The organism is Vibrio sp. B1FIG11 (genome assembly GCF_905175335.1).
GTDB lineage: Bacteria > Pseudomonadota > Gammaproteobacteria > Enterobacterales > Vibrionaceae > Vibrio > Vibrio campbellii.
Window position 1 is genome coordinate 2,100,099 of the sequence record NZ_HG992751.1, and the last position, 23,732, is coordinate 2,123,830.

The following is a 23,732-nucleotide window of genomic DNA, read 5'->3' on the forward strand; positions in this document are numbered from 1 at the left end:
CGTTTATCCTAAACTATTGTTGGTCAAATAGATAAGCGAGGTTTTGTATGTGGCAAGCAATATCGCAGCAGCTTTCTGATACCTTGATGTTCGAATATCAAATAACTGAGAAGGTAAAACTCTCGGGTGGGGAAATCAGTGAAAGCTATATGATCAATGACGGAGAGCAGCGCTATTTCGTCAAACTCAACGATCGGGATTTCTTAGCCAACTTCGAAGTCGAGGCGGAAAGCCTGCACTTACTACGCGAAACCTCTGCTCTATTTGTCCCAGAGGTTGTTTTGGTCGGTAAAATCAAGACGCACTCCTTTATTATTCTCAATTATCTGCCAACGAAACCGCTTGAAGATGCCGATAACAGCTTTAAATTTGGCGAACAATTAGCGCGTCTCCATTTATGGGGAGAACAGAAAGAATTTGGTTTCGATACCGACAATTATATAGGCTCGACGCTGCAACCGAACCAGTGGCATAAAAAGTGGTGTGTGTTCTTTGCTGAACAACGTATAGGCTGGCAGCTTCAATTGCTGAAAGAAAAAGGCGTTTCTTTGGTCGATATCGATGACTTTATTGACGTCGTGAAACAGCTTTTGTCTCATCACGTCCCGAAACCTTCTCTATTGCATGGTGACCTATGGAACGGGAATGTTGCACTAACACCTGCCGGCCCTATCTGTTATGACCCATCCTGTTACTGGGGAGACCGTGAATGCGACCTAGCCATGACTGAGTTATTTGGAGGTTTCCAACTTGATTTTTATCAAGGATATGAATCAGTTGCACCACTTCCTGTTGGATATGAAGAACGGAAAGACATTTATAATCTTTACCATGTTCTCAACCATTGTAACCTGTTCGGAGGGCATTACCTCGAGCAAGCACAATCGATAATTAAGAAGATAATTTCTTATTGATTTGGAAGGGAAAGAGCATTACTGAGTGTAAAATTTCGACGCACATCACCCAAGATAATGACCCCAAGCCCAACGTTGGGTTTGGGGTCAACTTTTGCACTTATTTCGACTCAATTAGCAACAAGAGCACCTAATATTCAAAGTAACTCGGCTTACGTTGTATCTCTAACTCTAAGAGACAAGCGAGTAACTAAGGGCTGTATTTTCTCTACAACAAAGTATTAAAAGCCCTGCAATACTAGGAGTTTTTGTATGCAAAATTACACTGAAAGACATGTGAAATGTCCCCACTGCGGGCACTCAATCGGCATCACTCTCGATGCAAGTAATGGTAACCAAGAGTTCTATGATGACTGTCCGGCCTGTTGTCATGCGATTCACCTCAACATGAAAGTTGATGAGTTGCAGCAGAAAGTCGAATTGTTCATCGACGACAACTACGAGTAACAACTTATCCCCCCAATAGAAATAAGAAAAGGAGCCTCGAGTGCTCCTTTGTTATTTTTACTCTGTTACTTTTACCTGGTTAGGCAAAGCCAACTATTGCTCGAAGATCTAAAGCTGCTTCGCGGCCAACACACGTTCTACCGTATCAACAATCGCTTGTGTTTGTGGGTCGAATTCCACATTGATCTTTTCTCCAGCTTGGCGACGACCAAATAGTGTTCTTTCTAGTGTTTCCGGAATTAAATGAACAGAGAAACGATTATCTTCAACTTCGCCAATCGTCAGTGAACATCCGTCAAGGCCGATATAACCTTTAGCAAGTACATACTTCATGGATTCTTGCGGTAGCGTAAACCAAATCGTGCGGTTGTTTGGTGTATCAATCACTTCCGAGATTTCAGCCAGCAAACTGATGTGGCCCGACATGCTATGACCACCAATCTCATCGCCAAACTTAGCCGCGCGTTCAATATTTACGCTGTCGCCTTCCTCTAACTCACCAAGGTTGGTCAACGCTAACGTCGCTTGCATTAGGTCAAAGCTGATTTGAGTCCCTTCGATTTTGGTTACAGTGAGACAACAGCCGTTGTGCGCGACAGATGCGCCAATTTCTAGCCCTTCATTTAATGCTCCTTCAAGCACCAAAACGTGAGTTTGAAAACGATCTTTCTTGTCGATATGAACGACTTTAGCCGTACCTTGAACAATTCCTGTAAACATTCTTTTTACCTATTCGTTAGACGCAATTGATAGCCAAGACAAACGTCCACAGCTGATTTTTACAATCGTCTACCAATTAACCAAAATTCCACATGTTGTAGGTATGGCATCGGAGCATACAATTGTTTATCATCTGCGCGGAGTTCCTTCGAGGCATTTTTTCACCTTATAGTGACTAAAATCAACCATCAGATCAGTTCATCACATCTTTTGTCCTCAAGCACTCCCTATCTTTTCAAATAATTTCTTTTACAACCTATTGTTCCGCTCTGGAGTATTTCGTGCATCGCTATAAAGAAGAAGCATCGAGTCTTATAAAATTAGCAACCCCTGTGTTGATCGCTTCTGTCGCGCAAACGGGGATGGGCTTTGTAGATACCGTAATGGCAGGTGGCGTAAGTGCGACCGACATGGCAGCGGTTTCTGTGGCAGCAAGTATTTGGCTTCCATCAATTTTATTTGGTGTGGGCTTATTAATGGCACTTGTGCCGGTAGTCGCTCAGCTTAATGGCTCAGGTCGTCGCGTTAAGATTCCATTTGAGATCCAACAAGGCATTGTCCTTGCGCTACTGATCAGCATTCCAATCATCGGAGTGTTATTCCAGACCCAATTCATTCTTGGGTTAATGGATGTCGAAGCAGCGATGACAGAGAAAACCATTGGCTATATCCATGCGGTTATTTTCGCGGTTCCAGCCTTCTTGTTGTTCCAAACCTTGCGCAGCTTTACTGATGGTATGTCTCTCACTAAGCCTGCGATGTTTATCGGCTTTATTGGTTTGATGCTGAACATTCCGCTTAACTGGATTTTTGTTTACGGCAAATTCGGCGCACCTGCACTCGGTGGTGTTGGCTGTGGTGTTGCAACAGCCATCGTGTACTGGGTGATGTTTGGCTTACTACTGCTTTACGTGACAACTTCAGCTCGCCTAAAGAGCATTAATCTATTTGGTGAGTTTCACAAACCTCAACTTAAAGCGCAAATTCGTCTGTTCAAACTGGGCTTTCCTGTGGCCGCAGCGTTGTTCTTTGAAGTTACCCTATTTGCTGTGGTAGCACTTTTGGTCTCACCACTAGGGTCAATTATTGTTGCCGCGCACCAAGTTGCGATTAACTTCTCTTCGCTTGTGTTTATGCTACCAATGAGTGTGGGCGCGGCAGTAAGTATTCGCGTAGGTCATCGCTTGGGTGAAGAAAACGTAGACGGTGCACGAGTCGCTTCTCGCGTAGGCGTCATGGTCGGTCTCGCGCTTGCAATGATGACCGCTATCCTAACGGTGTTGTTCCGTGAGCAAATTGCCCTGCTCTACACTAATAACCCAGAAGTAGTTGAACTTGCGATGGTGCTATTGTTGTTCGCTGCAATCTACCAATGTACAGATGCGGTTCAAGTTATCGCAGCTGGTGCACTGCGCGGCTACAAAGATATGCGTGCTATCTTCAACCGTACTTTCATTGCCTACTGGTTGCTTGGTTTGCCTATCGGCTACGTGCTTGGTCGTACAGATTGGATTGTTGAGCCTATGGGTGCACAGGGTTTCTGGCTAGGTTTCATCATTGGTCTTTCTTCTGCTGCATTCCTATTGGGTATCCGCCTGCGTTGGATGCATCGCCAAGAGCCAGAAGTACAGTTAAACTTCTCTCAGCAATAATTCAAATCAAAGCGTGACTCGACTTGAACGCATCATTTTAAAGCCAGCATCCGCTGGCTTTTTTGATCTCTCACGGCCGTCTGAAGGTATACTTATCTAAGTGATTAAAAAGGAAATGCTGTGAGAACTTCACTTATCGCAACAACGCTTTTGCTATCAATAACCTTGCTAAGTGGGTGTAACGAGTGGTTCAACCCAGAGAAAGCAGTGTTTGAGAAATACAACCAGCGCCTGGCGAATGTCTTAGACGTGTCGGAATCTGCGCTTGAACCTTCACCTGCGATTACCATTCCTGATAAACGGGAGCTGTTCCAAGAGCTGCCTCGCCTGTCGCTTGGGTTACTAGAAAGTTATCAACTACGTCAATGTGGACTGTTCAATTTGATTGCGGAAAAAAACTCGCAGCTCGGGAAAGTGCAGGACGCTTTTTACGATTTTGATTATCAAACCAGTTTACTTAGAACATTGAATGGCTGCTTGAGTGAGTACCCATTGAGTGATGAAGAAAACACAAAGCTAAGCGGATTATACGATCAGAAATGGCATCACCTGACAGTACACCTCGACAACATGCTGCTCACCAGTGACGCAATGCGCAAACAACTTACAGGCTCCGCGTGGCTCCCCTTGGAAAGCAAAGACCAGATCGCTCACGTACGGGATGCTTTCCTCGTGTTGAATGCCATGTACCAAACCCCTTATCGCACGCTTTCTCGACTACCTGAAACCACCATCGTGAACTACCAAGAAGAGCTAGAAAAAACGCGTCTCATTGGCCGACTTTACTACACATTAATTGATGCGACTCACTGGTTAAATCACACCACACAGATGCTCGAAGCAAACCAAGACAAAATTATTTGCGGTGCTAACCGTGATATCACTCAGTTTCGGTATTTAAGAAATGTGTTTCAATCCATCTATGTGGCAGAAGTGCAACCTTACATGGCCTTTGTTGATGGCACTTATCAGCAGTTAGAGGGTGGGATTAACTTAGTTGAGCGTAGAATGGCAGCGCACGGTGCGCGTTACGGTATTGAAGAAGCACATGAACAATTTCGCAGAGAGACTTTAGAGCACGTTCAATTCTGGAAAAGCTTATTCAAACGTTGCGGGGTAACGGTTGGTAATCAGTGAAGAGACAACACCCCAAACTTTGTCATTGAGAAATTCGTTCTCGTAAGAATCGCGCGAACCGAGGCTTCCCGTTATGGGTATAACCGTTGTATCGAAACGTGATTGTCGAGCCAATCTTTGGCGGTGACTTCCTCACATCATCGGTAAAGCCACTGCCTATATAAAACTCAGTCCCGTCCGTCAATCGAACTAGCACCGCTCCCATCATTCCCAGTAGCCGTCCCGTGCCGGGCTTGTACCCAATCACAGTCGCTTCTGCATCTGCAAAACGTTTTAATTTGAGTAAATCACTGCCTCTGCCTGCTTGATAACGGCTTGACACTTTTCTAAGCATCACGCCTTCACCATCAGATTGCGAAATTTGATCTAACTGTTCAAACAAATGTTTCTCATCTTGAATGGCACGATGCTCAACGTACTTAATATGTGGTGCATCCATTGCAAACACTAAATGCTGAATGTTGTAGTAGCGCTTTCTGTAGTCTCCTGCCGAATAAGGCATGTCAAACACCATAAAGTCGATACGCTGCCAAGCGCTTTCTATTGGCGTCTTATCCAATACCGTTTGCTGCACAAGATGAAAGTTACCTCGCCCTGCCCACAACTCCCCATCCAATGGGTAATCGGGCAATACGCGAATGAACCATTCCGGTGCATATATGCGATTACCATTACGAGTAACCAAATGCTGACCTGTCCAATAAGCTCTAATGCCGTCCAACTTCTCGCTGTACCAATACTGGGACACATCGATTCCATCTTGATAAGAATCCGCGAGTGAAACCGGAGGATGTAAATTTGGATCCGCTTGCGGCTGTGCGGACGCAATCACGGCAAGTGCAATCAATGTCATTCTTAATGGCATGAGGAAACCTTTTTAATAGATCACACCTATTGAACCGCATCTATTCATAAACACCTAACCACAATTGACGTTCTTCGATCAATCGCAACTCCAACTCGCAATTAAGTGCAACCGCGTACATAAAGTTCGGACAGATCTGGCACTTTAAAACAGGGGGATTTTTACGTTTATTTGATTCTCAAATTGAGAACACACGTATTCTCAAAATGAAACCCTTCTCGCCATTAGGTTAAATCTCTGTTTTTAAAGACATTCACAATTGGCACACTCTCTGCTCTATTGAACCCAAGGAATCTTCAAACGGAGAATGAACCATGGAATTACGAAAGCAAGAAACGGCACCAAATACTCTAACCATTGAGTTTTTTGGCGATTTGGACGCAAAAGGCTGCCGTCAAGCACAGCATCAAATTGATGAGGTGATTCACAGTGATCATCACAAGGAAGTAGAAATCAACCTGCAACACGTCCAATTTCTTGATTCTTCAGGGATTGGTGCCATTGTTTATTTATATAAGCGCCTAGTTGAACGTGAACGCAGTATGAGCATAGAAAACGTATCGGGACAACCATTAGAAATTATGAGCTTGCTACGTATCAATCACGCGATTCCGGTCAATTCAAAAGGTCACTAAAAAACCGGTTAATACGGAGGTTGGCATGGTGAAACTCTTACGACAAAGCGTGTTGTGCAGTCTCGTTGTCAGCATGTTTGGTTGCTCGACGTTTGACTACCCTGACAATGGCAAGGGTGGCATGGCGGAAAATTACCAAGACATCTCTATCGAGAACTATCAGTTTTCACCTGTGATGCCAGACGAACCTCTTGGCCCTGAACATGGTTTGCGTTTCGACTGGCAACTAACCAAGTTGCATTTGGATGCTTTGATCCAAGAAGGTGCTCGCTGGTGCTTCCCCGCAGCGGTCGTTCAAGCACTAGAGAAACAAAATCGCATTGCTCGTGAGCTTGAAGGTGGATTGCTACTGGATGCGGCCAACGACATCGTGATTCAACGTCGTCGCCTCAACCAACTTGAGCTCCAATTGGACTACGTGCTATCTCAAACCACTTGTAAGCCACCGCAAGACATAGAAGCGCTACGCAGCGACCTCAACATCGTCGCCAACATCTATGACCTTCTGAACGTGGATAACCAGTTCGCCGTCGACTCTGCAGAGATTAACCCTAAATACATGGGGCACCTTGCGGAAGCTGCTTACATCCTACGTGACCACCCTTCTCTTTCATTGGTTGTAACCGGGCACGCTGACGCAACCGGCACGCCCGAATACAATCAAAAGCTAGCACAAGATCGAGCAGAGCAAGTGAAACGCTATTTAAACGTATTTGGCATTACCTCAGACCGTGTGCAAACAAAATCCGTGGGTGAAACGCTGCCTCTGTACGACGGACAAACACCCGCAGTGCGCTTAACCAATCGCCGCGTCAGCATTGAAGTTCTCAATGCGAAATCTGACACCAGCGCAGACATGGACATGGGAGGCACATTATGAGAATCCTCAACGCAACCATCTCCCTGGTTATGCTGTGTATCATCACCACTATGAGCTCTGCATGGGCTGATGAAGATGACGTGGTTAGAGTCGGTGATTTAGTGCAAATCAACCTGCCCGGTGAAGCTTCTCTTAACAAAGGTTTCCAAGTCGACAAACGTGGCCGAATCAATTTGCCGGAGATTGGGCCGGTATTTGTAGCTGGTTACAACGAAGCACAGCTGCAAAGTGTGATTACTGATAACCTCAAAACCGCTTTTAGGGATGTGGACAATGTGCGTGTATTCGTCAAGGAGCAACAGTTACTCATATCCGTGCAAGGTTATGTGGTCAAACCGGGAGAATACACACTCCCTTCTGGCTCCAACATTCAAATGTTCCTCTATGAAGCAGGAGGTCTACGGGCCGGGGCTCAATTGGACAAAATCATCGTCAAGCGCGGTAACAAGAACATAGAATTCGACTATAAACTTTTTCTCGATACTGGTGATGACTCAAAACTACCGGCTTTAGAATCTTTAGATGTGCTTTTCGTCCCTGCGTCCCCTTTGGTTGGGAATATCGAGCAAGAATTCGATGCCGCGAAACTCGCAAACTCTGGTGACAGTGCCGATTCCGCCCGTGCCATTAAAGTATTTGGTGAGGTGAATGCGCCCGGTTCATTCACTTACAAACCCAATACGACGCTCGTTGACGTGGTCATGCGTGCCGGCGGTGTTACTCGTTACGCCAGTGTGGAACAGATCCGCGTGATCACGAATAACACGCCCGTCATGTTTAATCTTAAGCGCTATTTAGACTCGGGCGACCAAAGCTTGCTACCTGAAGTTCTGCCCGGCACAACCATTTTTGTACCAAAACAAGAAGAAGAAATTAAAGCCGGTGCAAACGTGGTTTATGTCATGGGTGAAGTTGCTCACCCAGGCGCTTATGAAGGTAAAAAAGGCGCGAGTTTTATGGATATTCTCGCCAATGCAGGCGGTCCGACACGCTTTGCCGAATCTCGCCAAATCCGCGTCATTAAAGCTGACGGCGGCGTGATCAATTTCGACCTAACTGCGCATACTGAAGGGTTGTCGAATCAGCGCGTGCCCGCAGTGGGTCCGGGCGATGCGATATTTGTCCCAGAGAAGACCGATATGAACGAAAAATCTTGGCTCAAAGTCGCACCGAGTCGCGCCGTCGCGGTGATGGGTGAAGTGGTTCGTCCCGGTCGCATCGAATGGTCGGACGAAATGGATTTAATCGACCTGATCGCTCATGTCGGCGGCCCTACTCGCCGCGCAGACACCAGCAAAGTGGAAGTATCCAACAACGGCAAAGTCATCAAATTCGATTTAGACAAATACATCCTTCAGGGTTCACCGCATTCTAAGCTGCCAAGGGTATCCGCCGGTACTGTAGTTCGTGTTCACGCGCTTCCCGACGATCCATCCGACAACAAATCGCAGTGGGTGAGTCAAAGCTCTGACGCATCAATCTACGTCTTTGGCCAGATCAATGCACCAGGTCGATACCGCTTTACGACTGAGATGCACTTCCTTGACATTCTCTCAGCAGCGGATGGACCAACAAAGGATGCGGACATTCACAATATTAGAGTGACGCACCGTGGATTGGGCTACGCCAAAGTAAGCAAACTCAACTTATCGCTTTATTTTGAAACAGGTGATGAATCCATTCTCCCAGATGTGCGCCCAGGCGATACGATTTACATTCCAGAAAAAGATAGGAACTGGTTAGACCGTTCGAAAGAATCCACCGTTCGCGTATTAGGGGAAGTTCACTCACCGGGTCGTTATGTTTTTAATGACAACATGACGATTCTCGACATACTCGCCGAAGCTGGTGGACCAAGTGACAGCGCTTATGTCGAAAAGATCAGTGTGGTTAACATGTCTTGCTGCCAAGGTCAGGCTCGAGTCTTCAACTTGGCCGAATTCAGCAAAACTGCCAACATCTACGATCTACCTGTGATACGAGCCGGCGACACAATTTACGTTCCGCATAAAGACGAAAGCTTTGCCGAAAAAGCTCGTGCTGGCTTGCGTGATTTACTGCAAATCACCACCACCATCGTGCTGATAGGAGCGCTGTAATGACCATTCCTGCAACACATGCCGAGATTGAGCAAATCTATCTACAAAGTGAGCTCAAAGGTTATAAGTCTATTTGTGTGGTTGCTTGCCAATCTGAAGACGGCGTAACCTCTGTCGCTTCCGCATTGGCGGAACGCTTGATTCTAGCCGGACATAGAACCCTGTACGTAGACTTGAACCTATTTAAACCCGCTTATAGTACGGTACATGCCTTCGATGAAAACAGTGAGGATGTGGGACAATTGATCGCTCGTAAAGAAAATCATCAAACATTAGTAGGATTAACCGTCCCAGCTCTAGCAAGTACACAACTTGCCTACCGAGATCCGACGATGCTACGTAACGCCGTCGAGACTTGGCTCGAACAATACGATCGAGTGGTAATTGACACCTCTCCTCTGCTTAGCATGAACCGAAGCAATATTCCGGCACAAGTAGTTGCAGGTGTCTGTAATGCATGTGTATTGGTTGCTTGCTATGGCTCGACTACCACCAGCCAAATTGATCAAGCCAAAGCGCTATTAGAGGCAAGTAATGCCAACCTCTTGGGCTCGGTGCTTAACATGAAACACAACTCTGACCTCAAAGACGAGCTTCTTCGCCAAATCAAAAAGCTACGATTTTTGCCAGAAAAGCTCAAAGCAAAAATATCTGAACACATCAAAAACAGTGAATTGTTTACCCTATAGGGAGTGCACACTATGAATACTCAAACAGGCACTGCGTTAGAGCCAGAGTTGGTCGACGAGTTGATTCTCCAACAAATGATCAAAGACACGTGTGCGGAGATCATGCCCACGTTGATAGAGCACTACATTGAAGAGTCCCGAGAGCGCGTTGAAAAAATCCAGCAAGCATTAAGCAACCAAGATAAAGAAATGATGGAGTTTGAGGTGCATACGTTAGGCAGCTCGGCCCTCGCGCTGGGTAACCGCCCCCTCTCACGACACGCTCGTACCATCGAAAAACATTGTGTCGAAGGCAACACCGATCTCGCTTTTGAGCTCTGCCAATCATTACCAGAACTTGCAGAACAATCATTTCTCGCGTTAAACCAAAGAAAAGAGCAAGGTTTTGAAGACTAATCAGGAAGAGAACGAATTTAATCCACTAAAAATAGAGAACTTTCTACAATCCTCACTGTGTGTGCTAATACTTAAATATAAAGATTCTCAAAATGAGAAACGCGAACAAGCCATTTGCTTGAGGTAATTAATTGAATTCATCATCACTGCATGAATCTCAAGCCGACTTAACGGATTAAAACAACAATTTATACAAGTTGGGAAAGGATTATGAGACCAAGGGTGTTACTGGTAGAGGACTCTACTTCACTAGCCATACTTTATAAGCAGTACGTCAAGGATGAACCTTACGACATCTTCCACGTTGAAACTGGAGGTGAGGCGATTCAATTCATTGAGCACAACAAACCACAACTTATTATTCTCGACCTAAAACTTCCAGACATGTCCGGAGAAGACGTTCTTGATTGGATTAATGAGAATGAGATTCCAACCTCTGTCATCATAGCAACGGCGCATGGTAGCGTTGATCTAGCAGTCAACCTGATCCAGAAAGGCGCAGAAGATTTCCTAGAAAAACCCATCAATGCCGATCGTTTGAAAACCTCCGTTGCCTTGCATTTAAAACGCGCCAAACTAGAAAATCTCGTCGAGAACATTCAATCGACTTTCGATCGTCACAACTATCACGGATTTATTGGCTCTAGCCTTCCAATGCAGGCGGTTTACAAAACCATTGATGCAGTTGCCCCGACCTCAGCTAGCGTGTTTATCGTTGGTGAAAGTGGAACGGGTAAAGAAGTGTGTGCCGAAGCGGTTCACCGACAAAGTGATCGCAGAGACAAGCCATTCATTGCAATTAACTGCGGCGCTATCCCTCGTGATTTGATGGAAAGCGAAATATTTGGCCATGTAAAGGGGGCTTTCACTGGCGCTACCACCGATCGTAAAGGTGCAGCGACCCTTGCTCATGGCGGCACACTATTCTTGGACGAACTGTGTGAAATGGAGCTAGAGATGCAGAAAAAGTTATTACGCTTTCTGCAAACGGGAACCTACACGCCTCTCGGGGGCACCAAAGAGATGAAGGTCGATGTTCGTATTATCTGTGCAACCAACCGAGACCCTCTGAAAGAGGTAGAAGAAGGTCGTTTTCGTGAAGACTTGTATTATCGCGTTCATGTCGTTCCCATCGACATGCCGCCATTAAGAGAAAGAGGCAGTGACATTGTCACGCTAGCGAAGCACTTTTTGCTCACTTATGCCAAACAAGATAAGAAGAAGTTCAAACACATCGGTAACGACGTTCAGCATGTCATTAAAAACTACGACTGGCCAGGGAATGTTCGCCAGCTACAAAACATCATTCGTAACATTGTTGTATTAAATGATGAAGATAAGGTCACGCTACCTCACTTGCCTCTTCAACTGACTCGTAAGCCGGAAAAGACGCCTTCTGTATCGCCTGCGAATGCTGTGAGCGTAAAAGAAACGAGCTTCATTACCGAACAAACCGACTCCGTGCAGAATGAAGCCTTCCCAACCTCGGAGCCAGCAAGCGCCACCTATTCTTTCTCTGATCCTGAAAACCAACCAACTATCTCTGGAGCACAAAGGGCTTCAGTCTATTTTAATTCAGACGGCACCATTCGTCCGATGTGGAAAGTCGAGCGAGAGGCGATTCAAAACGCAATTGCTTACTGTGATGGTAACGTACTTAACGCCGCGGTGATGTTGGAACTCAGCCCTTCAACGGTCTACCGCAAAAAACAAGCGTGGGAAGCAGATGAAGCTAATCTCAAACAATCTTGAGATCCCCATTGCGGGTGAAGTCTGGGTACTATTGGATAGTGGTGTGTTTGGAGGGATCGAAAGTCACGTTATCGAACTCAGCAAAGGGCTACAGTCGTCGCATGTTCATGTAAGAGTGGTGTTGGTGTCAGAATACTCACCACCCGCACCACTGGTTGAAAAACTCGAACATGCCGACATTCCCGTCAGTTATCTCTGGCACCTCTGCCCAAAGTCGGAACGTTCCAAGAATATCCCAATTAAACAAATGACCAGTGCGGTGGCCGAACATCAACCTAGCGTTATACACACTCACGGATACAAAGCAGCATTATTAGCCAGAAGTGCGAAGCTCTTTACGCGTGCCTTCCCTCGCCTTATCTCTACTTTTCATGCAGGTGAGACGCCCAAAGGGAGAGTCTTGCTGTACGACTGGATTGACCGATACTCAGCTCGTCTTTCTGATCATTGCTTTGCGGTTAGCCAAGCGATACAACACAAGCTCCCTACTCAATCAGAATTGCTTAATAATTTTGTCTCCATTCCCAACCACCACTGCCGCTATAAAGAAATCGCTTTTGTAGGACGCTTGAGTCACGAGAAAGGCCCAGACCGCTTTATCGAAGTCGCGCGACACATTCCCGACCACCCCTTTTCTATCTACGGAGATGGCCCTGAAAAGAGCTCATTGGTTGAAAATCCCCCTTCTAATGTCATATTTCACGGACATCAAAGCGACATGAATGCTGTTTGGAGCAACATCAGCGTCCTCGTGATTTCATCCCGTTATGAAGGGTTACCAATGGCAGCATTGGAGGCTATGGCTCGTGGCATTATCGTGATAAGCCTGGAAGTTGGTCGACTGCCCGATCTCATCGAAGATGGAAGAAATGGATTCCTCGCTCACAACATCGTCTCACTTATCGACAAAACCAATCAATGGTTAGGCATGAGTCACAGCGAACAGTATCCACTGCGTCATAACGCAATTGAGACCATCAAAGCACATTACTCCTCTAGCAGCATCATTCCTATTCTGATTGAACGCTACCAAATTGCGAATCCTACTTGATGCATATCCATTCTCAAATTGAGAAGTCTTCGCTTTAGGTTCTCTTTATTCCCCACTTCCCACACAAAAACAGAGGTTTAAACCAATAGCATATTTTGGCATCTCGGTTGCAATGGTTAATTAAAACAGATTGGCTGACCGAGGTAACACCTATGACTAATCCAAAACGCATTCTCTATGTGCATTATGGGGACAACTGGATTCGCGGCAGCGAAAGAGTGCTGCTAGACCTTGTCTCAAACATCGACCGCAACCAGTACCAGCCTTTTGTTTGGTCAAACTGCGCGCCACTCATCGAGAGATGCCAATCATTAGGCATTGAGACAAAGTATTCCAATTTCAGCCTCGTTGGCGGATGGAACACGCCACGATGGGATATCAGTGGCTGGAACGAATTGATCAAGCAAGGCACGACACTCATAGAAGAACACAAAATCGACCTCGTAAACGTAAATAATGGAGGTCCTTGTCAATGGATGTGTGTCGCCGCTCGAATGAGCTACATTCCTTTGGTTACTCAACTTCATTGTCACTACACATTGCGCGACCGCCTCTCTCTTGGTCTACATCTCTCACCAAAGCTGATTTGTGTGAGTAAAGACGTTGGGCAAGAACTCCTAAAAGATGGCTATCCGAAGGATCGTCTACATGTCGTACATAATGGTGTATCGCTTGGAAATTACGAGAGTCCTATCGATGTAAGAGATCGCCTCGGTATTCCTCAACAGGCCTTTACCTTTATTTCTGTTGGCTCTCTCATTAAACGCAAAGGCTTTGACCGCTTAATCCGAGCCATGTATATGCACAACTATCACCAACATAACCCACACTTGGTGATTGTAGGTGATGGTGAAGAGCGCAACGTATTAAAGCAATTGGCCGTTGATTTAAATGTGGAAGACCGAGTGCATTTTGTTGGGGAGCAGCAAAATGTAGGGGCTTGGATGTCAGGCAATGTGGATGCCTTTATCAGTGGTACTTACGAAGAAGCCTTTGGTCTGGCTATTGGGGAAGCCGCTTTAGCGAAACTACCTATCATTGCGCCAAAAACAGGGGGCATTCCCGAGCTATTTGAGCACAACCACAGTGCTCTGTTTTATGTTAATCAAGGGATGGCAAGCCTTCTCAATGCGATCCAACAAATGCTGCAAGATGCTCTGCTGCGCAACAAGCTCGCAGAAAATGCTTATAAACATGCGAGTCAGCATCTCACAGTCGAAGCTTCTGTAAAGGCGATTGAAGGCATTTACCACGACGTGCTTCAACAAAAAGAGCGTACGCGAATGCCTATGATCCATTGTATGAAGCCGCTATCACGTTGGTTAAACATCAACTAAGGAGCTAGCCATGAAACGTGTTTTGATGTTTGACGCAATTCCAATGCAAGGCGGCTCTAAAATTGCCAACGCTGAATTGATTAAACAGTGCGACCAGCGTGACGTCATTGGCTATCTCGCAACAACACACCCAGAGCATTGGACCGCTACCTTTCGCTCCAACCCTCGCGTTCAGGTGCTTAAGATCAAACGTTCACCCATCACGTCACATCATGGTATCGCCTATTGGTTGATGAACAGTTTCTACTTAATTCAGCTCTTATTGGTCACGCTGAAGCTACCCAAGCTTGATTGGTTTATAGGCCTGTCTTCGCCAAACAACGACATGCCTTTGTACCTGCTCCGTTTATTTTCACGCAAACCTATCGTTCAAATGGTCCACGGACCAGTCGGTATTTCACGTGCTTCAGGCTATTGTTTGGTGAAAGCCCATGCGATTCATTACCTAGCCAATACCCGTGATTCAATGATTAATGCGCTTGTGGCTTACCTAAAAATGCCGAAACCTGCCGTAGAGCGCTACTGGACAACCTTAAATGCAAGCTCCTTCGTGAATGGGCTTTCTTCTCAGCGTACACCGAAGCAAGCAAACCCAATTTCCAAGCGTGTGTTTTGGGCGGCAAGTTTGTTGAAATGGAAGAATGTTGATTTACTGCTCGATGCAATACAGCAAGACGAAACGACCAACCTTAATGCGATCATTTGCTATATCAAACCCAACATAGCAGGAGTGGATTGCTCTGAGCCTGATTTTAGTCAACCGAATGTCGAGTGGCATGAGTCACCAAACAACTTAGATGAGCTTCGTGCACAGTGTGGCGTGTTTGTATCAACCAGCATCAATGAACCGTTTGGTCTATCTATTTTAGAAGCCTTAGCTGCTGGCATGTGCGTCGTGATTCCTCAGGATGACAGTTACTGGGATCGCGTGCTCACACACGGTAAAAACTGCATTAAATACATACCGAATGATGCGGCGTCGCTGCACAATGCGATCGTTCTTTTGAATGAATCGCCATGGCTGAAAGTCACCATGGGACTAGAAGCCTTGAATGTTGCGAGCCTATATACCGCTGAACGTTGCTATTTCTCGATCACTCAACAGCTTTGCAAAGACCCTTCTAGTAGAGATCCACAAAGCGCAAAGAAGCGTGACAAAGCTAAAGGGTACGACCATGCCTAAAGCCATGACGAATATGTCACTCTTTGCCATTGCGTTGGTGATCAACAAAAGCATTAGCCTCATTATGCTGCCTGTACTTCCTCAGTTTTTGACACCAGAGCAAATGGGCAAACTGGAGTTGCTCACTTCTTTCGGCGTGGTTACCGCCTTGCTTACGAGCATGGCAATGCATGAAGCGCTGTATCGTTTCGCCGGAGTGGAAAAAGACAAAGAAAAACAAGTGGCCATGCTTAACCACCTTTATTCCTTATCCATTACGATTGCTGCAGTGATTGGTTTGATATTGCTGTTTATCATCTTAGTCGCGCCGATCCCTGGCCCATTTTCTCAGTTCGAGTTCATCGTACTGATGCTCACAATTATTCTGGAAGGCACCATTGGTATCGGTACGGCTTGGCTGCGCATGCAAGATGACAAAGCGAAAACATTATTATATGTGATGGTAACAACCACTGTTCTTCAGGTGGTGTTCATTGTCACCGCTTTGATGGTTTATCCTCACGTCATTTCTGTCTTGCTCGGTGGCTTATTGGCGGCCGTGATTCAATTCATCTGGTTACACATCGTCAATAAGTACAAAGTCGTTATGCCGGACCTGACGTTGGCGAAACAACACCTGCATTACTGCATTCCGGTCATGATGTCGGCGCTAGTCGCTTTCTGCATGAACGGTGCTGAGCGTTGGTTTATTGGTGCTAATGCATCACTAGCTACACTTGGTGTTTATGCGATCGCCGTGAAGTTTGCGATTGGCATGTGTATTTTGGTCCAACCTTTTGGCATGTGGTGGATGCCGCGACGTTTCGCTTACTTAGAGCGGAGCCGTGGTGTGGAAGCGGTAAGAATTTCCCATCTCGGTATGATTTACATTGCGGCACTGAGTGTGCTCGTCGCGACACTTGCCTTCATTGTGATCAATCATTTTTTGCCTGATACGTATCAGCAAGCTGCACTTTACATCCTATTCCTCTTGCCGATAGCCATGCTAAAAGAATGGAGTGAACTACTGAATATCGCCATTTTATATAAACGCAGAACGCGTTGGTTATTAGGCATCAATATTGCCGCTGCAGGTATCGCTATAACGTTACTCTTTGTGCTCTCTTCCCTGGGTATTTATGGCGTATTTATTGCGCTTTACTACGCTCAATTGGCCAAGCTGGTCATGACGTTCATCATTGGGCAGCAATGCATACACTTACCATTCCAACTCAGTTTAATGGTCGCGTTACAGATCATCTCTGGTCTGGCACTGTTCCTGCTCAACTCTACTCAATCCATCGGGGGCGCAATCGCCATTTGCATTTTGACGTGCGTACTGTTTGCAGGCATCGCCTTCAGATTCATCCGCAGGGGTACACGCACCAACCTTGTGAATAAACTAAGGGCTGAAGCAAAAAGAGTGTCGTTATGAATACCAAGGATGTAAGACCCTCACAAATCACCGCTGCAACCACCATCACTATGGTTATCGCAGTGGCATGGTTAGTAATGCCCCATCCAATATTCATCGTCGCCATCTGCTTTGCTCCGCTAGCTATTTTATTAGTTCTCAACCAAACCTTTTGGCTGGTCACCTTGTTCGTGATCTTTTCCTTCTTTCGGATTCATGAAGCCTTCCCAGTTATCTACAACTTCAAAATCCCTTTGCTACTTTCATTGGGAGCGCTAGGGGCGCTCTCTTTTCACCTGTTGATCAGTCGTCAGCTTACTGTGTACTGGCATCCTTCATTAAAATGGCTATTTATCTTCTGGGCTCTCGTCATTATCAGCATTGCATTCGCGTCATCTCGGGATATCGCAATCACCGCATTCAAGAATACCTATTGGAAGATAATTGTGATGACCTTGGCGATTACTTGGCTCATCACAACCCCAAAACAACTTGCACAAATGTCTAAAGCCATCATGGTTGCAGGCTTATTAGTGGGGTTAGTCGCACTATATAATGCGAGTAATGGCATCGATCTGGTCGAGGGCACTCGCGTGTCGATTGGCCGTTCATTCGGTTCTATGCTTGGCGATCCAAATGACTTGGCTTTAGTGTTAATGTTCCCTCTCGCCTTTACGGTTAGTCAGCTGGTAGAGATACGCTCATCAATATGGATAAGAGGGTTTGCGTTACTGACTTGTCTTATTCTATTTCTGTCGATTATCGAAACACAGAGCCGGGGGGGCCTTCTAGGTGCGCTTTCTGTTTTTGGGTACTTTACTTCCAAGCATATTAGAAGCAGAACATTATTAGTTATTCTCACGCTAGTCGCGGCAATATCACTTTACATAATCGCTGGTATTGACGTTCGTGTATCTGGTGGTGGGGCAGAAGCCGGTATTGATGCTTCTGCAATGGGTCGTTTGTACGCATGGGAAGCGGCGTTCAAAATGGCACTCGATAATCCGTTAACTGGCGTAGGCTTGGAGAATTTCTACTATAACTACTTTTTCTATAGCTCCCATTGGGACGGCATTAACCACGCAGTCCATAGCACTTGGTTTGGTGTACTGGCGGAAACGGGGTTTGTTGGTCTAATTGTTTTCATTGCTTTGATCGTGTCTTTGGTTAAAACATCTCTGCGCTCTATCTCGCTTCTAACTAAACAGTCAGACATTACTCTTTCAGTTGGCGCAAATGCCGTAATAAGCGGCCTTATCGGTACCATCGTATCCGGCACTTTCCTCACTCAAGGCTTTGTTTGGCCAATTTACATCCTTACAGCGCTCACCATAGTGATAAATCGCATCGTTCAAACTGACTGTCAAAATGAGAAAGCGGAATATTCTCAAATTCAAAAATAACATAACCGATTGGTTTTTATAGATTTAAACCATTGGCATACATCGTGATACGTCTTGGGTAACAACAACGACACAATTGGCTCAAGGAGACAACGATGACAGATATCGTAGTATTTGGAGAAGATTTCGGTGGCTTACCCTCTTCCACTCAACATCTGATAAAGCACCTAGCAAAGAACCATCGTATTCTTTGGGTTAATTCTATTGGCCTAAGGCAACCGACGCTGACCACAAAAGACGCCAAACGTTTAGTTGCCAAACTGTCTGGTTCAGTAAAGCAAAAAGACGACAAAGCACAAACCGGGTTTAGTCACCACGATGACTCAGATATTCATACCATAACCTTGCTTACCATCCCTGCTCCACGTTCTGTATGGGCGCGTAAAGTTGCAACTCAAATGATGAAGTACCAACTAAGCAAAAAACTTCATGAGCTTGGCTTTCAACACACCGTTTTCTGGACGTCACTTCCGACTGCCGTAGATATTTGCAGAGAAATGAGTGCGAAAGGCATTGTCTACTACTGCGGTGATGATTTTGGTGCATTGGCAGGAGTAGACCATCAGACTGTATTGGAGCATGAAACTGAGCTCATTGATTGTGCAGACCTTATTCTAGCGGCCAGTGAAAAGTTGGCGGCTAACTTTCCTCACGAAAAAACCGTCACCATACCTCATGGTGTTGATTTCAGCCTATTCTCAGAATCGGTAGACAAAGCAGAAGACATGCCCAATAACGGACGAAAAGTACTTGGCTTTTACGGCAGCCTGTCGGAGTGGTTGGATTATCAATTGATTGAGCAAGTGGCGGAACAAGCGCAAGATTGGGATTTGGTGTTCATTGGCCCTAATGAGCTTCCTCACAACCCTTTACCACAACGAAGCAATGTTCATTACCTAGGGGTGAGAGCACATCAGGACTTACCACGTTATTCTCAGCATTGGGATGCAAGCTGGTTACCTTTTGTAGATAACGCCCAAATTCAAGCTTGTAACCCACTCAAACTACTGGAATACCTTGCGACTGGTACTCCTGTGATCAGCACACCTTTCCCTGCCCTTAAGCCATACCAACACATGCTGCATGTCGTGACGAATGTTGAGGATGTGTGTGCGAGCTTGAATCACCTTCTTCCACCACCTGAAGGATCGCTCTCGCTCATTCAACAACAAAGCTGGGAATCAAGAGCGCACCAAATTGAGCGATTAGTGAGGGCGTTATGAGCAATTTAAGGGACAACCTCACTCTTTTACTGCACGGGGCATGGCGACGCCGTTACCTGATCGTCATCCCTATGATAGTGCTGCCTATTTTGGGCTTTCTTGTCAGTAAAGCAGTGCCAACTAAGTATGTGGCTCACACCAGCATGCTGATCCAAGAAACGGCCAAAATGAACCCATTCCTTGAAGACCTTGCAGTTTCAACCATGTTGAAAGACCGCTTGAGTGCTTTGAGTACCTTACTCAAAAGCCGCCATGTGCTGTATTCCGTTGCCAAAGAGCAAGGCTTGATCGACGATACTATGGACGCGAACGAACAAGAGTTCATCATAAAAGACCTTGCCAATCGCTTAACGGTTCAACAACTCGGTAAGGACTTCATTCAAATCCAACTCACGAGCAGCCAATCAGAAGGGATGGAAGCGGTGTTAGGCTCTGTCAGCAATCACTTTGTCGAACAGCTCTTAGCGCCAGAGCGCTCATCAATAAAGGATTCTAGCCACTTCTTGACTATTCACATTGATAAACGCCGTGAAGAATTGGACAAAGCGGAACAAGCTTTTGCTGAATACAAAAACGCTTATTCTCATGCAACACCAGCGATGCAAGCACAGAGCTTGACGCGTCTCGCCAGCTTAAAACAAACGTTGGCAGAGAAGGAAGCCGAGTTAGCGGGTGTCAAGCGTAGCCTTGGTAGTTTAGACCAGCAACTTTCAAAAACCAATCCGGTGATTGGTAAGATTGAAGAGCAAATTATCGAGATTCGAAGTGAGCTCACTCTATTGCGTGCACGATACACAGAAGCACACAGTTTAGTGCAAGGTAAGCTACGTGAGTTGAACCGTCTGGAACAGGAGCGCTCAGTGCTACTCAACTCAAAACAGCCGGAAATGAACAGTGACCAACTTTGGGATATTGCAAGTACAGCGACCATAAGCACGATTGGTGATGCTCAACCGCTGCTTGTATCTCAACTCCACCAACTGCAAATCATGCGCGGCCGTTACGAATCTTTGGAAGAAGAAACGGTTAGTCTAAGAAACATGATCCAAGAGCTGGAAAGCGACGCCAATCGCTTTGGTAGCACAGCAACAGAAATCAATCGACTTGCTCGTGATGTCGCTGTAAAGCGTGAACTTTATGATGATCTGGTTGAACGTTACGAGATGGCGCAATTGACAGGATCTTTAGGTGTTTTTGAAGAAAACAAACGCGTGAAAGTCATCGATGAGCCTTACACGCCAACCTTGCCAGCTAACTTACCTGCTATTATCTTTGTTCTTCTTGGATTAATTGGGGGGGCAGGTTTAGGCATTGGCCTTGCCACCATTGCAGAACTGGCAGATAACTCTATTCACTCTCGCAAAGCATTGGAAAAACACCTTGGCGCTCCTGTCATCACCACCATCCCTAAAGTCATATTCTGACCTTGTTTTTTGACTAATCCTAAGACACTCTCTTCAGAGTGTTTTTTTATTGAGCCATTTCACCTCAAACTCACTTCCATCAATTTTGAATCTCAAATTAGGAATATCGATTTTCCAATTTGAACCTTTATAACAATTAAATATAAGCCATTGTTTAGTCGATACTTAAATTCTGGCATGCCCCCTGCAACGTTTAAGCGATAGCGATACGTCGAGGGCTCAGGAATGGAACACTCAGGCACACAAGAATCACCAATACACGGCAACGTGATTGTTCACGTCGTTCAACACCTAGCTCCCGGAGGTTTAGAAACGTTGGTTTTGGAGATGCTTCGCTTTGCGAAACCCGAAGATTCGGTTTTTGTTATTAGCTTAGAGGGAAGTAAAACAACAGCACTAAACCATTGGGAGAAACTAGAGAGCTTTGAAGCCCAACTCCACTTTTTGAACAAGCCTGCTGGTTTCAATCTCACTACGATTCGAACTTTGAGCGCCAAGTTGAAGGCATTAAATGCGAATGTCGTTCACACGCATCACATTGGCCCGCTTTTATACGGAGGCATCGCCGCACGGCTTAATGGTGTGAAAACCTTAATCCATACGGAACACGATGCCTGGCACTTAAACAATAAAAAAGCAGCACGATTACAGTCGATTCTGTTGAATGCGCTTAAGCCGCAAGTGGCAGCCGATGCCGACTTTGTTGCAAAACAAATCATCAATAAATTAGGCTATCGCAATGTAAACACCATCCACAATGGCATAGATTGCAACAAGTTTACTGATGGCGATAGAAGTGCCGCTCGAGCATTTCTCTCTCTACCCAAAGACAAAGTTATCATCGGTACGGCTGGGCGCTTAGAAGCGGTTAAAGGCCAAGAAATACTAATCAAAGCTTTTTCCCATCTCCCCAAAAATACCCACCTTGCAATTGCAGGTTGCGGAAGCCAAAAGTCGTTGCTTGAAGCCCAAGCACAGTACTTGGGCATCCGAGACAGGGTAACTTTTCTTGGCTTGGTTGACGATATGCCGCGTTTTTACCAGAGTCTTAACCTCTTTTGCTTGCCGTCACTTCAAGAGGGCTTTCCTCTCTCTACATTAGAAGCGCAGGCGTGTGGCGTACCTTGTATAGCCAGTGATGTTGGTGCGGTTAGAGAAACCCTTTCTCCTCACACAGGAACACTCGTAGAACCAAACCAAGTGCCAATGTTGACCGACGCCCTATCGCAACAACTCGCGTCACCACCTCGCTCTCCTAGAGAGCACATTCTTGAGCACTTTGACATTAGAACTATGGTTAATCGCTATGCGACTCTGGCTCAAGGAGAGAACTTATGATCGATCTACTTTTGACAATCGGCTTCGTTTTGTCTGCGCTACTGATCATCTATCATCACGTCGGTTACCCGTTGGTTTTGAATTGGCTATCCGCTCGTCGCAAGCAACGTCAAACGTCAAAAAACATGGGGAAAGAACGTTGTTATAAAGCTTCAAAAGCCGATTGTACGCTTCCAACGATGACGGTGATCGTCCCAGCGTACAATGAAGAACAATGGATTGCAGAAAAGATTCGTAACCTCGCGAGCTTAGACTACCCCAGAGATAAGCTGACCATCATTATTGCCTGTGATGGTTGTACCGATAACACCGCAGAGATCGCACAAGGCACCATCCAAGAAGCGATTTGCGCAGACACCTTGTTCATCGTGCACGACCATAAAAATAACCGTGGTAAAGTGAGCTTGATCAACACAGAGATGGAAAATGTTACCTCTGAGATCACTGCCCTAAGTGATGTGTCTGCCCTTGTGTCTTGCGATTCGCTCTTGCTTGCCAGCCAGCACTATCAAAACGAGAACGTTGGTGTGGTTAATGCCACTTACCAAATTATGTCTACCCAAAATCAAGGTGAAGCGGCCTACTGGCGTTATCAATCCAAAGTGAAATTCAAAGAGTCATTAATCGGCTCGACCATTGGTTCTCACGGCGCGTTTTACACATTTAGAACTGACCTATTCACACCTTTAGAGCCAGAGATCATCAACGATGACTTTATCTTACCAATGCGTATCGTGCTTCAAGGCTATGCCTCTGTCTATGAACTGAAGATGCTCGCGATTGAGTTAGAGGAGAGCTCCGATGATTCTGACTTCAAACGTCGCCTACGTATCTCAGCAGGCAATATGCAGCAGTTCTTGAAGCTGAAAAGGTTGCTACTGCCTCGTTACCGTGGCACCGCATTTGCATTTTTGTCAGGAAAGGTTCTGCGCCTCGCGACCCCCTACTTAATGATCATGTGCCTGACGAGTTCTATTTTGCTCATTGAGCATCCCGCTTTTCAACTTCTGTTGGTCGGACAGTTGGCCGTCTACTTAGTGGCGTTTATCACTTACTTAATACCAGCATTCAATTTGTTTAAGCCGTTCAAGTTGATCAACTACATAGTGGTTGGACACATAGCAAACTTTGCAGGCGGACTACGTTACCTACTTGGTATGGAAAATGGTCGCTGGAAGCGCGTTAATCAATAAG

At 45.8% G+C, this 23,732-nt stretch carries 21 protein-coding genes; 19 read left to right on the top strand and 2 right to left on the bottom strand.

The annotated features are described in order from the left end of the window. The first annotated feature begins 47 nt into the window (after positions 1 to 47). The gene (locus tag KHO06_RS09885) at positions 48 to 914 is read left to right on the top strand and encodes a fructosamine kinase family protein (protein WP_212581456.1); all 867 of its coding nucleotides are present in this window, start codon (positions 48 to 50) and stop codon (positions 912 to 914) included. A gap of 252 nt (positions 915 to 1,166) precedes the next feature. After that, positions 1,167 to 1,361 (top strand): CPXCG motif-containing cysteine-rich protein, encoded by a 195-nt coding sequence (locus tag KHO06_RS09890; RefSeq protein WP_005427574.1) that lies wholly within the window; start codon positions 1,167 to 1,169, stop codon positions 1,359 to 1,361. A gap of 108 nt (positions 1,362 to 1,469) precedes the next feature. Here KHO06_RS09890 and KHO06_RS09895 read toward each other — a convergent pair whose 3' ends face one another. Then, positions 1,470 to 2,081, bottom strand: a complete 612-nt coding sequence (locus tag KHO06_RS09895) for a riboflavin synthase subunit alpha (protein ID WP_212581457.1) — start codon at positions 2,079 to 2,081, stop codon at positions 1,470 to 1,472. Positions 2,082 to 2,362: 281 nt separating this feature from the next. Here KHO06_RS09895 and KHO06_RS09900 point away from each other — a divergent pair, with 281 nt between their 5' ends. Further along, a complete protein-coding gene (locus KHO06_RS09900; protein WP_212581458.1) occupies positions 2,363 to 3,733 on the top strand; it encodes an MATE family efflux transporter in 1,371 nt (456 codons plus the stop codon). Between the two features lie 120 nt (positions 3,734 to 3,853). Continuing rightward, a complete protein-coding gene (locus KHO06_RS09905) occupies positions 3,854 to 4,870 on the top strand; it encodes a DUF3080 domain-containing protein (RefSeq protein WP_212581459.1) in 1,017 nt (338 codons plus the stop codon). Positions 4,871 to 4,892: 22 nt separating this feature from the next. Here the strand turns inward: KHO06_RS09905 and KHO06_RS09910 are convergent, their stop codons facing one another. Then, complete coding sequence (locus KHO06_RS09910; protein WP_005427655.1) at positions 4,893 to 5,735, bottom strand: DNA ligase; 843 nt, start codon at positions 5,733 to 5,735, stop codon at positions 4,893 to 4,895. 314 nt (positions 5,736 to 6,049) lie between these two features. Here KHO06_RS09910 and KHO06_RS09915 point away from each other — a divergent pair, with 314 nt between their 5' ends. The 15 genes from KHO06_RS09915 to KHO06_RS09985 all read left to right on the top strand — a co-directional run bounded on the left by KHO06_RS09915 (position 6,050) and on the right by KHO06_RS09985 (position 23,731). Then, on the top strand, positions 6,050 to 6,370 hold the full coding sequence (locus tag KHO06_RS09915; RefSeq protein WP_005427675.1) for an STAS domain-containing protein: 321 nt from the start codon (positions 6,050 to 6,052) through the stop codon (positions 6,368 to 6,370). Positions 6,371 to 6,395: 25 nt separating this feature from the next. Then, positions 6,396 to 7,250, top strand: a complete 855-nt coding sequence (locus KHO06_RS09920) for an OmpA family protein (protein WP_212581460.1) — start codon at positions 6,396 to 6,398, stop codon at positions 7,248 to 7,250. Beyond that, on the top strand, positions 7,247 to 9,349 hold the full coding sequence (locus KHO06_RS09925) for an SLBB domain-containing protein (protein WP_212581461.1): 2,103 nt from the start codon (positions 7,247 to 7,249) through the stop codon (positions 9,347 to 9,349). The genes KHO06_RS09920 and KHO06_RS09925 overlap by 4 nt, the downstream gene beginning before the upstream one ends. Continuing rightward, positions 9,349 to 10,038, top strand: coding sequence for an AAA family ATPase (locus KHO06_RS09930; RefSeq protein WP_212581462.1), 690 nt, complete (start codon positions 9,349 to 9,351; stop codon positions 10,036 to 10,038). Before KHO06_RS09925 ends, KHO06_RS09930 begins: the two co-directional genes overlap by 1 nt. Positions 10,039 to 10,050: 12 nt before the next feature. Continuing rightward, positions 10,051 to 10,434, top strand: coding sequence for an Hpt domain-containing protein (locus KHO06_RS09935; protein WP_212581463.1), 384 nt, complete (start codon positions 10,051 to 10,053; stop codon positions 10,432 to 10,434). Between the two features lie 210 nt (positions 10,435 to 10,644). Beyond that, on the top strand, positions 10,645 to 12,186 hold the full coding sequence (locus tag KHO06_RS09940) for a sigma-54 dependent transcriptional regulator (RefSeq protein WP_212581464.1): 1,542 nt from the start codon (positions 10,645 to 10,647) through the stop codon (positions 12,184 to 12,186). Continuing rightward, positions 12,161 to 13,237, top strand: coding sequence for a glycosyltransferase (locus KHO06_RS09945; RefSeq protein WP_212581465.1), 1,077 nt, complete (start codon positions 12,161 to 12,163; stop codon positions 13,235 to 13,237). The genes KHO06_RS09940 and KHO06_RS09945 overlap by 26 nt, the downstream gene beginning before the upstream one ends. A gap of 152 nt (positions 13,238 to 13,389) precedes the next feature. Continuing rightward, on the top strand, positions 13,390 to 14,574 hold the full coding sequence (locus KHO06_RS09950; protein WP_212581466.1) for a glycosyltransferase: 1,185 nt from the start codon (positions 13,390 to 13,392) through the stop codon (positions 14,572 to 14,574). Between the two features lie 10 nt (positions 14,575 to 14,584). Then, entirely contained in the window at positions 14,585 to 15,757 is a 1,173-nt protein-coding gene (locus KHO06_RS09955) for a glycosyltransferase family 4 protein (RefSeq protein ID WP_212581467.1), read from the top strand. After that, positions 15,750 to 17,171, top strand: coding sequence for a lipopolysaccharide biosynthesis protein (locus tag KHO06_RS09960; protein ID WP_212582468.1), 1,422 nt, complete (start codon positions 15,750 to 15,752; stop codon positions 17,169 to 17,171). Before KHO06_RS09955 ends, KHO06_RS09960 begins: the two co-directional genes overlap by 8 nt. Continuing rightward, positions 17,168 to 18,553 carry an O-antigen ligase family protein gene (locus KHO06_RS09965; RefSeq protein ID WP_212581468.1) on the top strand — a complete coding sequence of 462 codons (1,386 nt, stop codon included), beginning with the start codon at positions 17,168 to 17,170 and terminating at the stop codon, positions 18,551 to 18,553. Before KHO06_RS09960 ends, KHO06_RS09965 begins: the two co-directional genes overlap by 4 nt. Positions 18,554 to 18,648: 95 nt before the next feature. Beyond that, positions 18,649 to 19,776 carry a glycosyltransferase gene (locus KHO06_RS09970; RefSeq protein ID WP_212581469.1) on the top strand — a complete coding sequence of 376 codons (1,128 nt, stop codon included), beginning with the start codon at positions 18,649 to 18,651 and terminating at the stop codon, positions 19,774 to 19,776. Further along, positions 19,773 to 21,200 (top strand): chain-length determining protein, encoded by a 1,428-nt coding sequence (locus KHO06_RS09975; protein WP_212581470.1) that lies wholly within the window; start codon positions 19,773 to 19,775, stop codon positions 21,198 to 21,200. Before KHO06_RS09970 ends, KHO06_RS09975 begins: the two co-directional genes overlap by 4 nt. 225 nt (positions 21,201 to 21,425) lie before the next feature. Continuing rightward, on the top strand, positions 21,426 to 22,538 hold the full coding sequence (locus tag KHO06_RS09980) for a glycosyltransferase (RefSeq protein WP_212581471.1): 1,113 nt from the start codon (positions 21,426 to 21,428) through the stop codon (positions 22,536 to 22,538). After that, positions 22,535 to 23,731 carry a glycosyltransferase family 2 protein gene (locus KHO06_RS09985; RefSeq protein WP_212581472.1) on the top strand — a complete coding sequence of 399 codons (1,197 nt, stop codon included), beginning with the start codon at positions 22,535 to 22,537 and terminating at the stop codon, positions 23,729 to 23,731. The genes KHO06_RS09980 and KHO06_RS09985 overlap by 4 nt, the downstream gene beginning before the upstream one ends. Position 23,732: the final 1 nt, after the last annotated feature.